Below are 15,054 nucleotides of genomic sequence, written 5' to 3'. Positions count from 1 at the left end.
CCCGATGTCACTGCGTCGACTGTTGCTTCCCCTGCTTCTGCTCTGCCTCAGCCTGCCGGTCAGCGCCGGCCTGTTCGATCAGCGTCCGGCCGCCTCGCCACTTGGCGCGCCGCTGAACAACAGCAACGATTTTCTGCCCGTGCGTGAAGCCTTCAAGCTGAGCCTGGTAAGCAGTGACACACAGTCGGCGACGCTGCGCTTCGTCGCCACCGAGGGCTATTACCTCTACCGCCACCGTTTCAACTTCAGCGTCGAACCGGCCGACCTGGCGCTCGGCGAGGCGGAGCTGCCCGCCGGCCAGGCCAAGCACGACGAATTCTTCGGCGATGTCGAGGTTTACTACGGTGTGCTGGATATTCGCCTGCCACTGAACAACCCGGACAACCGACCGCTGCGCCTGCAGGTCGGCTACCAGGGCTGCGCAGACAAGGGCCTGTGCTATCCGCCGGAAAACGAGTTCATCGAGATCGGTGACATACCCGCCGCCAGCGACGATGCAGCACCTGTCGCGGGCGACTGGTACTGGAAGGAGCTGGCGCTGTTCTTCTTAGGCGGCCTGGCACTGACCTTCACCCCTTGCGTACTGCCCATGCTGCCGATCCTCTCCGGCGTAGTGCTACGCGGGCAACTGGGGGGCTTTCGCAGCCTGACGCTGTCGCTGGCGTATGTGCTGCCGATGGCGATCTGTTTCGCCATCCTCGGCACCCTGATGGGCCTGTTCGGTGCTGGCCTCAACCTGCAGGCGCGTCTGCAATCGCCCTGGGTACTGGTGCCCTTCGCTGCCTTCTTCGCGGTGTTCGCGCTGGCTATGTTCGGCCTGTTCGAGTTGCGCCTGCCACGCTTCATCAGCGAACCGCTGGATCGCCTAGCCGGCAAGACTCACGGTGGTTCGCACGTGAATGCCGCATTGCTCGGCATCCTTTCCAGCCTGTTGGTCAGCCCCTGCGTTTCCGCACCGCTGGCCGGCGCTCTGCTCTATATCAGCGCCAGTGGCGATGCGCTGGGTGGAGGCCTGAAGCTGCTGGCGCTCGGCCTTGGCATGGGCACCCCGTTGGTGCTGTTTGCCGTGGGCGGCGGCGCATTGCTGCCGAAAACCGGCACATGGATGGTCACCGTGCGCAACGCCTTCGGTGTGCTGCTGCTGGCCGTTTCGGTCTGGCTGCTCGAACGCGTGCTGCCGGGCAGCCTCAGTCTGGCGCTCTGGGGCCTGCTGGCCGGCGGCGTGGCGGTGTTCCTCGGCGCACTGGAGTTCGGGCCCAAGACGCACCGGCAGAAACTCGGCCAGGTCGCCGGGCTGGCGCTGCTGGTCTATGCCCTGGCCGCCTGGGTCGGCGCCCTGCAGGGCGCTACCGACCCGCTCAAGCCGCTCGGTCAGTTGCAGGCCGGCGCCAGCCAAAGCAGCGCCAAGAGCGGTGCCTGGCAAACCCTGAGCAGCCCAGCCGAACTGGACGCGGCCCTGGCCGAGGCCAAAGCGGGCGGCCAGCCGCTGCTGCTGGACTGGTACGCGGACTGGTGCATCAGCTGCAAGGTCATCGAGCGTGAGGTGTTCGGCAACGCCGAGGTTGGCAGCAAACTGAGCGGCTGGCGCCTGATCCGCTTCGACATCACCGACAGCAACGCCGCCCAGCGCGCCCTGCTGGACCGTTACAAGCTGTTCGGCCCACCAGCCATCCAGTTGTTCGCCGGCAATGGTGACGAATTGCTCGATCTGCGTGTCGTAGGTGAGGTCGACGCCGCCACCTTCGCCGCTCGCCTGGACCAGGCCAGTAGCCGCAAGGCCAGCCGCTGAGAAACCTCGGCGCGATCCGGGCAAGCCTGGCAACGACCAAAACCAGCGCTATAGTCATATTTTTGCCGCAAACGCCGGGCATCGTGTCGGCTATTGCCGACATCGGACCAGCTACGGCATAGTCCCGCGCAGCCCGAACAACAAGGAACGCGACCATGGCCACCCTACTGGTGCTGCACGGCCCCAATCTCAACCTGCTGGGCACCCGCGAGCCCGACAAATATGGCGCCACCACCCTCGCCCAGATCAATCAGGATCTGGAGCAGCGCGCCCGCGACGCAGGTCACCATCTGCTGTACCTGCAGAGCAATGCCGAATACGAATTGATCGACCGCATTCACGCCGCAAAGGGTGAAGGTGTCGACTTTATCCTGATCAATCCCGCCGCTTTTACCCATACAAGCGTCGCATTACGTGACGCGTTGCTGGCGGTGAGCATCCCATTCATCGAAGTGCACCTGTCCAACGTGCACAAGCGTGAACCTTTCCGCCATCACTCCTACTTTTCCGACGTTGCCGTAGGGGTGATCTGCGGGCTTGGCGCCAGCGGTTATCGACTGGCCCTGGAAGCGGCACTCGAACAACTGACCGGGCGCGCCTGACGCGTAGCCTGGTAGACAAGTCCTACCTCACCTCTGGGAGTTGACCATTCATGGATATCCGTAAAGTCAAGAAACTGATCGAGCTGCTGGAAGAGTCCGGTATCGACGAGCTGGAGATCAAAGAGGGCGAAGAGTCCGTACGTATCAGCCGTCACAGCAAACAGCCGGCCTATGCCGCCCAGCCGGTCTACGCCCCGGCACCCGCTCCGGTCGCCGCACCTGTCGCTGCTGCCGCTCCGAGCGCCGAAGCCGCTCCGGCTGCCGCGCCGAAGCTGAACGGCACCGTGGCTCGCTCGCCGATGGTCGGCACCTTCTACCGCGCTGCTTCGCCGACCTCTGCCAACTTCGTCGAAGTCGGTCAGACCGTGAAGAAAGGCGACATCCTCTGCATCGTCGAAGCGATGAAGATGATGAACCACATCGAAGCCGAAGCCAGCGGTGTGATCGAATCCATCCTGGTGGAAAACGGCCAGCCGGTTGAGTACGACCAACCCCTGTTCACCATCGTTTGATGCACGGGGAGCCTGCAATGCAGAAGCTGGAAAAAGTCCTTATCGCCAACCGTGGCGAAATCGCCCTGCGTATCCTGCGTGCCTGCAAGGAGCTGGGTATCAAGACGGTGGCCGTGCACTCCACCGCCGACCGCGAACTGATGCACCTGGGCCTGGCCGACGAGTCCGTCTGCATTGGTCCGGCACCTGGCGCACAGTCCTACCTGAACATCCCGGCGATCATCAGCGCCGCTGAGTTGACCGGCGCTACGGGCATCCACCCGGGCTACGGCTTCCTCGCCGAGAATGCCGACTTCGCCGAGCAGGTGGAAAACTCCGGTTTCGCCTTCATCGGCCCGACCGCCAGCGTGATCCGCCTGATGGGCGACAAGGTGTCGGCCAAGGACGCCATGATCAAGTCCGGCGTACCGGTGGTTCCCGGCTCCGACGGCCCGCTGCCGGAGGACGAGGAAGAAGCCCTGCGCATCGCCCGTGAAGTGGGCTACCCGGTGATCATCAAGGCCGCCGGCGGCGGCGGCGGTCGCGGCATGCGCGTGGTGCACAAGGAAGAAGACCTGATCAAATCGGCCAAGCTGACCCGCACCGAAGCCGGTGCCGCGTTCGGCAACCCGATGGTCTATCTGGAAAAATTCCTCGGCAACCCGCGCCACGTGGAAGTCCAGGTGCTGTCCGACGGACAGGGCAACGCGATTCACCTGTACGACCGAGACTGCTCGCTGCAGCGTCGCCACCAGAAGGTGATCGAAGAGGCTCCGGCCCCGCTGATCGACGAGAAGGCCCGCGCCGAAGTGCTCAAGCGCTGCGTCGATGCCTGCATCGAGATCGGCTACCGTGGCGCCGGCACCTTCGAGTTCCTCTACGAAGACGGTCGCTTCTACTTCATCGAGATGAACACCCGTGTTCAGGTGGAGCACCCGGTCACCGAGATGGTCACCGGCATCGACATCGTCAAGGAGATGCTCAGCATCGCCGCTGGCAACCCGCTGTCGATCAAGCAGGAAGACGTGAAGATCCTCGGTCACTCAGTCGAGTGCCGGATCAACGCCGAAGACCCGGACAACTTCATGCCCAGCCCCGGCAAGGTCAAGCACTTCCATGCTCCGGGCGGCAATGGCGTTCGCGTCGACTCGCACCTGTACAGCGGTTACAGCGTGCCGCCGCACTACGACTCGCTGATCGGCAAGCTCATCACCTTCGGCAAGGACCGTGACGAAGCCATGGCGCGCATGCGCAATGCCCTGGACGAGATCGTGGTCGATGGCATCAAGACCAACGTGCCGCTGCACCGCGACCTGACCCGCGACAAGGGTTTCGTCAAAGGTGGCGTGAACATCCACTACCTGGAAAAGAAACTGGGTATGGACAGGCACTGAGCCGGTTCTTGTAGCATCGAAAGGGAGCGGCCATGGCCGCTCCCTTTTTCATTCCACCCCAGAAGGATGAACCATATGAACGGACTCAGCCCCGAACAGCGCAAGGCCGCCTCCATCGCCAGACTCCAGGCAGCCGGCATTCCCCATATCGACCACCTGCCGATGATCGAACCCGCCAGCGAGGTTCGCGTGCGCAGTGCAGAGGAAATCGCCCAGCGCGCCATTGCCTGCCTGATCACCATCCAGGCCGCCTGTGACCGCAATGCCGGCAACTATTCGCCCGACACGGCCCAGTGGTGCCAGCAACTGCTGGAGCAATACGGCATCACCCAGCTGACTCCCGCCGAAGTGCGCATCCTCAACAACCAGGGCGAGCAGCAGGACGTCATCAATATGGTCTGGAAGTACGAAGCCTACTGGGTACTGCTCTGGGCCCTGGGCATTGTCGAGACGCTGGATTTTCCCGACCACACCATCGACTGCGATTTCGCCATCGAGGCCGTTTCACGGCATGAGAATTTCGCGGCGTTCCTGCAGCACGTTCGGCTACGCGACATCCACAGCATCCTCGACGAAGCCGATCTTATCTATCGCTACCACTGGGCCTGCGTCGACGCCCGCCTGAAACAGGCGCCGATGCCCGCTGGCATGAACGCAAGCGTAGTCATGGAGCGCCACGCCGCTTTAAACTGGCTAATCGATAACGATGGCCAGAACGACTGGGACAATCCCGACGTCAGTACCTGAGTCAGCCCATTGCCAACGCCCCTGGCCCCCCGAACCAAACACCCCGCGCCCGGCTTGAACGCGCGGCTCGCACAGAGAGTTTCCCATGCCCTGGTTACAAGTCCGTCTCGCCATCACTCCCGAACAGGCGGAAACCTACGAGGACGCCCTGCTGGAAGTAGGCGCCGTATCGGTGACCTTCATGGATGCCGAAGATCAGCCGATCTTCGAGCCGGACCTGGGCACCACCCCGCTGTGGTCGCACACCCATCTGCTGGCCCTGTTCGAAGCCGACACCGACGAGACCGCACTGATCGCCCACCTGCAACTGCTGTGTGGCGGCTCGCTGCCGGAGCATCATGTCGAGCGCATCGAGGATCAGGACTGGGAACGAAGCTGGATGGACAACTTCCAGCCGATGCGCTTCGGCCGGCGCCTGTGGATCGTGCCGAGCTGGCACGCTGCCCCGGAGCCGGATGCGGTCAACCTGCTGCTCGATCCGGGTCTGGCCTTCGGCACCGGCACCCACCCGACCACTGCACTGTGCCTGGAATGGCTCGACGGTCAGACGCTCGACAACTGCAGCGTGCTCGACTTTGGCTGTGGCTCGGGCATCCTCGCCATCGCAGCCCTGCTGCTCGGTGCGCCGCAGGCGGTAGGCACCGATATCGACCCACAAGCCCTGGAAGCCTCGCGCGACAATGCCTCGCGCAATGGCATCGACCCGGCACGCTTCCCGGTCTACCTGCCGGCCGATCTGCCACAGCAGCCGGCGGACGTGGTCGTCGCCAACATCCTCGCCGGCCCGCTGGTTTCCCTGGCACCTCAGATCACTGCGCTGGTCAAAGGCGGAGGACGCCTGGCGCTGTCGGGCATCCTCGCCGAGCAGGCCGATGAAGTCCGCGCCGCCTATGCCGGCGCCTTCGACCTAGACCCGACCGCCACCAAGGACGGCTGGGTGCGCATCAGCGGCGTCAAACGCTAAGCACGCGGCAAGGCTGAAGGCCGCAACATGCAGGCTAGCCCGGATGAAGGCCGGGCTGCTTTGCCCTTACTTGCAGCTTGTGGCTTGCAGCCTGAAGCCGCTCCTTTAGACTAGCTGCTTGGATTTTCCGGACCCGCGCATGAGCGAAAGCCACGTCACCCAGTGCCCCCATTGCCGCACCAGCTTCCGCGTCAGTCAGGCGCAGCTGGCTGCTGCCCATGGCGCAGTGCGCTGCGGAGCCTGCCTGCACGTGTTCAACGCAGCCGAGCAACTGTTCGGCCCGCGAGGGGCAGCCGCTGCACCAGTCACGATGACCAGCGCCCCGGTCAGCAACCTTCAGGCCGACGGCAGTACCAAGCCGCCAGCAAAGAAGCCGGCTGACGATACGCTGTGGATCCACGACGACCTCGATCTGGACAGCCTTGATCTGGACGAGGAACTGGCACGGCTGGAAGAGCAGGAGCAGCAACTGTCGCAACAGTTCCTCGCCCTGGAGCGAGCACCGCGCTACGCCGAGAACTTCAACAGCAATGCGGCGGATGAACACGAAGAAACGCATGACGAAGCCTGGGCCGAAGCCCTGCTACGTGACGAGCCGGTGAAGCGCGAGCGCGACAGCTTCGAACTGCAGCCGACCGAGCAGCAGCCCGAACCGATTGCCGCACCTAAACCCAAGGTCAACACCGCGTTCGCCCCGTCTGTCACGCCCCGCAAGCAGGCCATCGACGACGACCTCGACGAAACCGACGAGCCACGCCTGGGCAATCTCGATGACGAACCCGATGAGCGCGAGCAACAGGACGACGGACTGCACAGCGAGCGTGAAGCGCCCAAAGTGACACGCAACGAACCGGGCCTGCGCGAGGAGCGCCTGTTCGAACTGGACGACGAACCCCTGCAGCTCGACTGGCACCAACCACAAGGCATCGCCTGGGGACGCGTGCTCGGCTGGGGTCTGCTCAACCTGCTGGCAGCGGGCGGCCTGCTGCTCCAGTACGCGGCCTATAACTTCGATGAACTGGCACGCCAGGATCGCTATCGCCCCTGGTTCGAACAGCTGTGCCCGAGCATCGGCTGTTCCCTGCCGTCGAAAGTCGACATCAGCCAGATTCGCAGCAGCAACCTGGTAGTGCGCAGCCACCCGGAGTTCTCCGGAGCACTGATCGTCGACGCCATACTCTACAACCGCGCGCCCTTCGCCCAACCCTTTCCGCTGCTGGAAATGCGCTTCGCCGACCTGGGCGGGCAACTGGTCGCCAGCCGTCGCTTCAAGCCCAGCGAATACCTTGCCGGCGAGCTGGCCGGGCAGAGCGAAATGCCGCCGCAGACGCCCATTCACATCTCGCTGGACATCCTCGACCCCGGCCCTCGCGCGGTCAATTACAGCCTCAGCTTCCACTCGCCCGAGTAGCCCAAAGACGGCGCGACCCGTGGTCGCAGGCCGTCCATCTAACTACTGGCGATAAGCCCATAGCTGTTCAGAATTTGTTCAAAACGACCTTTATCCAGTCATCCAGAGCGGGTATCATGCCCACCCTTTCGCGAGCACCGACCCACCATCGTTTCCCCTGAGGACACAGTGGAGGCCAGGTGTTGATCGCTTACAGTCTCAACTGCGAACCAACAAGCAGGGACGCCCCATGTCGGCCCCACGTATTGGCCCCTACACATTGCCCAATCGGTTGATCCTGGCCCCCATGGCCGGCGTCACCGATCGCCCGTTCCGCCAGTTGTGCCGTCGCCTCGGCGCCGGCCTGGTGGTGTCGGAGATGGTCACCAGCGATGTGCGCCTGTGGAACAGCCGTAAATCCAGCCTGCGCCTGCTGCATGCCGGTGATCCCGAGCCGCGCTCGGTGCAGATCGCCGGTGGCGACCCGCAGATGATGGCTGACGCCGCGCGCAAGAACGTCGAGCTGGGCGCGCAGATCATCGACATCAACATGGGCTGCCCGGCCAAGAAAGTCTGCAACAAGGCTGCCGGTTCCGCCCTGCTGCGTGACGAACCGCTGGTACGCGAGATCCTCGATGCCGTGGTCGGTGCGGTGGACGTGCCGGTAACGCTGAAGATCCGCACCGGCTGGGATCGGCAGAACAAGAACGGCATCATCGTGGCGAAAATCGCCGAAGATGCCGGCATCAGTGCGCTGGCCGTACATGGCCGCACCCGCGCCGACCTGTACACCGGCGAAGCCGAGTACGAGACCATCGCCGCCATCAAGCAGGCGGTATCGATTCCGGTGTTCGCCAATGGCGACATCGACTCCCCAGAAAAAGCCAAGGCCGTGCTCGACGCCACCGGCGCCGACGCCTTGCTGATCGGTCGCGCCGCCCAGGGCAGGCCGTGGATTTTCCGTGAAATCGAGCACTACCTGCGTACCGGCGAAATCCTCCCGGCACCGAGCCTGCTCGAAGTGGAACGCATTCTGCTGGAACACCTTGCCGCACTGCACGCCTTCTATGGCGAATTGATGGGCGTACGCATCGCCCGCAAGCATGTCGGCTGGTATCTGGCAACCCTGCCGGGCGCCAGGGAGTTTCGCGCCCAGTTCAACCGTCTGGACAGCACGGACGCACAGTGCGCCCACGTTCGCGCGTTCTTCCGCGAACGGCACAACGATGAAAACGAGGTGGCCGCATGACGTTGATGACAGAGACCCTAGTGAGTGGAATTGCACCCGTGAGTGACAACACCAGCCTTAAACAGCACCTGAACACGCCGAGCGAAGAGGGCCAGACCTTGCGCGGCGCCGTGGAGAAGGCACTGCACAACTACTTCGCCCACCTCGAGGGCGCGGACGTCACCGACGTGTACAACCTGGTACTCACCGAAGTCGAAGCGCCGCTGCTGGAAACCGTCATGAATCATGTGAAAGGTAACCAGACCAAGGCCTCCGAACTGCTCGGCCTGAACCGCGGCACGCTGCGCAAGAAGCTCAAGCAGTACGACCTGCTGTAACCCCGAACTCCCGAAAAGGGCGGCCCGCATGAGCCGCCTTTTTTGCTGATATCCCCGCTCTGATGGATAGTGAAATGACCGACCAGACCACCCTTCTGCCCGTCCGCCGCGCGCTGATCAGCGTTTCCGACAAGACCGGCGTCCTCGAATTCGCTCGCGAACTGAGCGCCCTCGGTGTCGAGATTCTCTCCACCGGCGGCACCTACAAGCTGCTCAAGGACAACGGCGTGGCCGCAGTGGAAGTGGCTGACTACACCGGTTTCCCGGAAATGATGGACGGCCGCGTGAAGACCCTGCACCCGAAGATCCACGGCGGCATCCTCGGCCGTCGCGCCCTGGACGGCGCGGTGATGGACGAGCATGGCATCAAGCCGATCGACCTGGTGGCGGTCAACCTCTACCCCTTCGAAGCCACCGTGGCCAAGCCTGATTGCGACCTGGCCGACGCCATCGAGAACATCGACATCGGCGGCCCGACCATGGTTCGCTCGGCAGCGAAGAACCATAAAGACGTGGCCATCGTGGTCAACACCGGTGACTACGGCGGCATCGTCACCTCCCTGAAAGCCGGCGGTCTGACCTACGCCCAGCGCTTCGACCTCGCCCTGAAAGCCTTCGAGCACACCGCGGCCTACGACGGCATGATCGCCAACTACCTGGGCACCATCGACCAAGCGGCAGCCACCCTGTCCACCGAAGGCCGTGGCGCCTTCCCGCGCACCTTCAACAGCCAGTTCATCAAGGCGCAGGAAATGCGCTACGGCGAGAACCCGCACCAGAGCGCGGCCTTCTACGTCGAGGCGAAGAAGGGCGAAGCCAGCGTTTCCACCGCCGTGCAGCTGCAAGGCAAGGAACTGTCGTTCAACAACGTGGCCGACACCGACGCCGCGCTGGAATGCGTGAAGAGCTTCGTCAAGCCGGCCTGCGTGATCGTCAAGCACGCCAACCCCTGCGGCGTCGCCGTGGTGCCGGAAGACGAAGGCGGCATCCGCAAGGCCTACGACCTGGCCTACGCCACCGACACCGAATCCGCCTTCGGCGGCATCATCGCCTTCAACCGCGAACTGGACGGTGAAACCGCCCAGGCCATCGTCGAGCGTCAGTTCGTCGAAGTGATCATCGCCCCGAAAATCAGCGCTGCCGCTCGTGAAGTGGTGGCAGCCAAGGCCAACGTGCGCCTGCTCGAATGCGGCGAGTGGCCGGCCGAGCGCGCCGCGGGCTGGGACTTCAAGCGCGTCAATGGCGGTCTGCTGGTACAGAGCCGCGATATCGGCATGATCAAGGCAGAAGACCTGAAGATCGTCACCCAGCGCGCGCCGAGCGAGCAGGAAATCCACGACCTGATCTTCGCCTGGAAAGTGGCCAAGTTCGTCAAATCCAACGCCATCGTCTACGCCAAGAACCGCCAGACCGTCGGTGTCGGCGCCGGCCAGATGAGCCGCGTCAACTCCGCGCGCATCGCCGCCATCAAGGCCGAGCACGCCGGCCTGCCGGTACCGGGCGCAGTGATGGCCTCGGACGCGTTCTTCCCGTTCCGCGACGGCATCGACAACGCCGCCAAGGCCGGCATCACCGCGGTGATCCAGCCGGGTGGTTCGATGCGTGACAACGAAGTGATCGCGGCGGCCGACGAAGCAGGCATTGCCATGGTTTTCACCGGCATGCGCCACTTTAGGCACTGAGTGACAGGGACGCACTGAAGCAGGCATCTGCTGCGTTGTCCGGCCCCTCCCCAATGCTCATTGCCAGAAGGCAACTCCGCTTGGTGAGGGCCCGGACGCCTTGCATCTACCCGCTCCATCGCGCCCCCGAAGGTCTGCAGGAATAAGCTTTTGTAGAGTGGATGACGCTTTTCTCATCCACCATCGGGGCCCCTGGCCCACCTCCTCGAGGAGAACGCAATGAACGTACTGATCATCGGCAGCGGCGGCCGTGAACACGCCCTGGCCTGGAAAGTGGCGCAGGACAAGCGCGTCGAGAAAGTGTTCGTCGCCCCCGGCAACGCCGGCACTGCGGTGGAAGCCAAGTGCGAGAACGTCGCCATCGACGTGCTGAACATCGAAGCACTGGCGGACTTCGCCGAGAAGAACGTGCAACTGACCATCGTCGGCCCGGAAGCGCCGCTGGTCAAAGGCGTGGTCGACCTATTCCGCAGCCGCAAACTGGACATCTTCGGCCCTACCGCCGCCGCTGCCCAGCTGGAAGGCTCCAAGGCCTTCACCAAGGATTTTCTGGCACGCCACAAGATCCCCACCGCCGACTACCAGAACTTCACCGAGATCGAGCCGGCACTGGCCTACCTGCGCGAGAAAGGCGCTCCGATCGTGATTAAGGCCGACGGCCTGGCTGCGGGCAAGGGCGTGATCGTCGCCATGACCCTGAGTGAGGCCGAAGACGCCGTGCGCGACATGCTCGCCGGCAACGCTTTCGGTGACGCCGGCTCGCGCGTGGTGATCGAGGAATTCCTCGACGGCGAGGAGGCCAGCTTTATCGTCATGGTCGACGGCGAGAACGTGCTGCCGATGGCCACCAGCCAGGACCACAAGCGCGTTGGCGACGCCGATAGCGGCCCGAACACTGGCGGCATGGGTGCCTACTCGCCTGCTCCGGTGGTCACCGCCGAGGTGCACAAACGCGTGATGGACGAGGTGATCTACCCGACCGTGCGTGGCATGGCGGCTGAAGGCAACGTTTACACCGGCTTCCTCTACGCGGGCCTGATGATCGACAAATCCGGCGCGCCGAAAGTCATCGAGTTCAACTGCCGCTTCGGCGACCCGGAAACCCAGCCGATCATGTGCCGTCTGGAAAGCTCCCTGGTGCTGCTGGTCGAGGCTGCCCTGGCCAAGGCGCTGGACAAGGTCGAAGCGACCTGGGACCCGCGTCCGACCGTGGGCGTGGTGCTGGCCGCTGGCGGCTACCCGGGCGACTACGCCAAGGGTGACGTGATCGAAGGTCTGGATGAAGCAGCCAAGCTCGACGGCAAGGTGTTCCACGCCGGCACCGCGCTGAAGGACGGCCAGATCGTCACCGCCGGCGGCCGCGTGCTGTGCGCCACTGCCATCGGCGCCAGCGTCGCCGATGCCCAGCAGCAAGCCTACCGCCTGGCCGAGAAGATTCGCTGGAACGGTATGTTCCACCGCAACGACATCGGCTACCGCGCTATCGCCCGCGAGCGCGGCGAAGGCTGAGGCCGCTCAGGGAATACGGCGCGACAGGCATAAAAAGCCCCGCCGCGCCGTATTCCCGCGAACAAATGCCTGGCTATAATCCGGCCACTCATTTAGAAGGATTTTGCCCGTGCGTCGGCTCAGGATTGCCATCGGACTACTCGTCAGTTTGCTGTTGCTCGGCCTTGCCCTGACAGCCAGTGCGAACTCAGCCCCGACAATCGCGCATGGCTGGTCCTATCTGGTCGACGCCAGCGCCCGCCTGGGCCTCGAAGAAGTGCGCGCCCAGCGCCAGCAGTTCAAGCCGCTGAGCAAACAGTCCTTCACCTTCCCACCCAGTGACCACGCCGTCTGGCTTCGCGCCGAACTGGCGCCACAGCAGCAACCTGCCTGGCTGTGGATCTTCTCGCCACGGGTGCAGTATCTCGACTACTACCTGCTGAAAGACGGCCAACTGGAGCAGAACCTGCACACCGGCGAAGCCATGCCGCTGGACTCGCGACCGCTACCGTCGCGTTTCTACCTGATGCCCCTGCCCAATGATGGCCAGGCCCGCGTCGCCTATGTTCGCCTGACCTCCAACCATCCGCTGATGACCTGGTTCAAGGTCATGGACCAGGCCGAGCTGGTCAGCCTGGAAAAGCCCGCCTACCTCTACGGCATGCTGTTCGGCGCGCTGTTGCTGCTGACCCTGTACAACCTCATCCGCTTTATCTACAGCCGCAGCGCCAGTGGCCTGTGGCTGGCCGGGGTGAACATCGGCCTGGCCGTCTGCTCGTCGGCCAACCTCGGCATCTTCGCCCAGTGGTTGCCCAGCCTGGGTTACAACCAGTCCCTTATCGCCGACCTCTCGGCCCTGTTCGCCGCGTTCAGCGCTTTGGCCTTCGGCCTCGGCTTCATGCACGGTACGCCGGTTCAGCACAGCCGGCTCAATCGCCTGTTGCAGGGCAATGCCCTGCTGATTCTGGTCTACGCCCTGTGCATCACCGTCACCGGTCTGCTCTGGTACAGCTCGCTGGTCTACCTGCTGGTGGCCCTGAGCGCGATCAACCTGCTGCTGGTGAGCGCGCTGCACTGGCGCTCGGGCTATCAGCCGGCACGCCTGATCACCGTCGGCATGGTGGTGTTCAACCTCGGCTTCGCTTTCTTCGTACCCGTGCTGCTCGGTTTCGACCAGCTCAATCCAGGCTGGCTGGTGCTCGGTGTGTTCAGTGTCGCGACCCTGGCCGGTCTGATCCTCAGCGTGTCATTGACCGAACGCCAACGGCAGATTCAGCGCGACACCCTGCACGAGCGCACCGCCATGGCCGCCAGCAGCGCCGAGCTGCGGGCCAAGGCCGAGTTCCTGGCCAAGATTAGCCACGAGATCCGCACGCCCATGAACGGCGTGCTGGGCATGACCGAGCTGCTGCTGGGCACACCGTTGTCGGCCAAGCAACGCGACTACGTGCAGACCATCCACAGTTCGGGCAACGAGCTGCTTACCCTGATCAACGAAATTCTCGACATTTCCAAGCTGGAATCCGGGCAGATCGAGCTGGACGACGTGCAGTTCGACCTCGGCGCGCTGATCGAGGATTGCCTGGATATCTTCCGCGCCAAGGCCGAGCAGCAGAAGGTGGAGCTGATCAGCTTCATCCAGCCGCAAGTCCCGCGCGTGATAAGCGGCGACCCCACGCGCCTGCGCCAGGCCCTGTTGAGCCTGCTGGACAACGCCTTCAAGCAGACCGACGAAGGCGAGATCCTGCTGGTCGCGGCGCTGGACAGCAGCGACGGTCAGCATCGCCTGCGCGTCGCCGTGCAGGACAGTGGCCGCCCACTGCTGCCGGAGGAACGCAACGCGCTGCTCAACGCCGAACTGCAGAGCCGTGACTTCCTTGCCGCCACGCAACTGGGCGGACGCCTCGGCCTGATCATCGCGCGCCAGCTGGTGCGCCTGATGGGCGGCGAGTTCGGCATCCAGGGCAGCGGTAACCAGGGCACTACCCTGTGGCTGACCCTGCCGCTGGACGCCGCCCGCCTGGAACAGCCGGAAACCGACCTCGACAGCCCGCTACAAGGTGCGCGCCTGCTGGTGGTGGACGACAACGACACCTGCCGCAAGGTACTGATGCAGCAGTGCAACGCCTGGGGCATGCAGGTCAGTGCCGTCCCTTCCGGCAAGGAAGCTCTGGCGCTGCTGCGCACCAAGGCGCACATGCGCGAGTACTTCGATGCGGTGCTGCTCGACCAGGACATGCCCGGCATGACCGGCATGCAACTGGCGGCCAAGATCAAGGAAGACCCGAGCCTCAATCACGACATTCTGATCATCATGCTCACCGGCATCAGCAATGCGCCGAGCAAGGTGATCGCACGCAACGCCGGGATCAAGCGCATCCTGGCCAAGCCGGTGGCCGGCTACACGCTCAAGACCACCCTGGCCGACGAGCTGGCCCAACGCCCCAACGACACCCCGGCCCAGGCCGCGCCGACGCCGGTGAGTACGCCGCTGAACGTGCCGGCCGACTTCCGCATCCTGGTGGCCGAGGACAACAGCATCTCCACCAAGGTGATTCGCGGCATGCTCGGCAAGCTCAACCTCAAGCCCGACACCGCCAGCAACGGCGAGGAAGCCCTCAGCGCGATGAAAGCGCAGCCCTACGACCTGGTGCTGATGGATTGCGAAATGCCGGTGCTCGATGGTTTCTCCGCCACCGAACAGCTGCGCGCCTGGGAGAAGAGCGAGAAGCGCCCGCGTACGCCGGTGGTGGCGCTGACCGCGCATATCCTCAGCGAACACAAGGAGCGTGCCCGTGCCGTCGGCATGGATGGACACATGTCCAAGCCGGTGGAGCTGTCACAGCTGCGCGAGCTGATCGAGCACTGGATCGCCGAGCGCGAACTGCGCCGCCAGCGTGACGCCCTGCCACATTGATGGTCTTCTAGTCTTTTTCTGCCT

General features: G+C 64.0%; 12 protein-coding genes. All 12 read left to right on the top strand.

Going from position 1 to position 15,054, the window contains the following annotated elements:
- Positions 1–4: 4 nt before the first annotated feature.
- The 12 genes from dsbD to EL191_RS04030 all read left to right on the top strand — a co-directional run bounded on the left by dsbD (position 5) and on the right by EL191_RS04030 (position 15,030).
- Positions 5–1,789: a protein-disulfide reductase DsbD gene (gene dsbD / locus EL191_RS04085; RefSeq protein ID WP_041976682.1), complete on the top strand. Its 1,785-nt coding sequence runs from the start codon at positions 5–7 to the stop codon at positions 1,787–1,789.
- A gap of 155 nt (positions 1,790–1,944) precedes the next feature.
- A complete protein-coding gene (gene aroQ / locus EL191_RS04080; RefSeq protein ID WP_013713945.1) occupies positions 1,945–2,391 on the top strand; it encodes a type II 3-dehydroquinate dehydratase in 447 nt (148 codons plus the stop codon).
- Between the two features lie 50 nt (positions 2,392–2,441).
- A complete protein-coding gene (accB, locus tag EL191_RS04075) occupies positions 2,442–2,903 on the top strand; it encodes an acetyl-CoA carboxylase biotin carboxyl carrier protein (RefSeq protein ID WP_013713944.1) in 462 nt (153 codons plus the stop codon).
- 17 nt (positions 2,904–2,920) lie between these two features.
- A complete protein-coding gene (gene accC / locus EL191_RS04070) occupies positions 2,921–4,276 on the top strand; it encodes an acetyl-CoA carboxylase biotin carboxylase subunit (protein ID WP_013713943.1) in 1,356 nt (451 codons plus the stop codon).
- 75 nt (positions 4,277–4,351) lie between these two features.
- The gene (locus EL191_RS04065; protein ID WP_041976680.1) at positions 4,352–5,023 is read left to right on the top strand and encodes a DUF4272 domain-containing protein; all 672 of its coding nucleotides are present in this window, start codon (positions 4,352–4,354) and stop codon (positions 5,021–5,023) included.
- An 85-nt stretch (positions 5,024–5,108) separates the two neighbouring features.
- On the top strand, positions 5,109–5,987 hold the full coding sequence (gene prmA, locus EL191_RS04060) for a 50S ribosomal protein L11 methyltransferase (RefSeq protein WP_041976677.1): 879 nt from the start codon (positions 5,109–5,111) through the stop codon (positions 5,985–5,987).
- A gap of 139 nt (positions 5,988–6,126) precedes the next feature.
- Positions 6,127–7,398, top strand: coding sequence for a DUF3426 domain-containing protein (locus tag EL191_RS04055; protein WP_041976675.1), 1,272 nt, complete (start codon positions 6,127–6,129; stop codon positions 7,396–7,398).
- Between the two features lie 229 nt (positions 7,399–7,627).
- Complete coding sequence (dusB, locus tag EL191_RS04050) at positions 7,628–8,626, top strand: tRNA dihydrouridine synthase DusB (RefSeq protein WP_041769340.1); 999 nt, start codon at positions 7,628–7,630, stop codon at positions 8,624–8,626.
- Positions 8,623–8,943, top strand: coding sequence for a DNA-binding transcriptional regulator Fis (gene fis, locus EL191_RS04045; RefSeq protein ID WP_003242613.1), 321 nt, complete (start codon positions 8,623–8,625; stop codon positions 8,941–8,943). Before dusB ends, fis begins: the two co-directional genes overlap by 4 nt.
- A gap of 74 nt (positions 8,944–9,017) precedes the next feature.
- Entirely contained in the window at positions 9,018–10,625 is a 1,608-nt protein-coding gene (gene purH / locus EL191_RS04040) for a bifunctional phosphoribosylaminoimidazolecarboxamide formyltransferase/IMP cyclohydrolase (RefSeq protein ID WP_041976671.1), read from the top strand.
- 219 nt (positions 10,626–10,844) lie between these two features.
- Positions 10,845–12,134 carry a phosphoribosylamine--glycine ligase gene (gene purD, locus EL191_RS04035; protein WP_041976669.1) on the top strand — a complete coding sequence of 430 codons (1,290 nt, stop codon included), beginning with the start codon at positions 10,845–10,847 and terminating at the stop codon, positions 12,132–12,134.
- Positions 12,135–12,243: 109 nt separating this feature from the next.
- A complete protein-coding gene (locus EL191_RS04030; RefSeq protein ID WP_041976667.1) occupies positions 12,244–15,030 on the top strand; it encodes a hybrid sensor histidine kinase/response regulator in 2,787 nt (928 codons plus the stop codon).
- The last annotated feature ends 24 nt before the right edge of the window (positions 15,031–15,054 follow it).

The sequence above is a fragment of the Pseudomonas mendocina genome (genome assembly GCF_900636545.1).
Classification (GTDB): domain Bacteria; phylum Pseudomonadota; class Gammaproteobacteria; order Pseudomonadales; family Pseudomonadaceae; genus Aquipseudomonas; species Aquipseudomonas mendocina.
The sequence above is the reverse complement of the archived record's forward strand: the minus strand, read 5'-3'. Positions and strand labels throughout refer to the sequence as shown.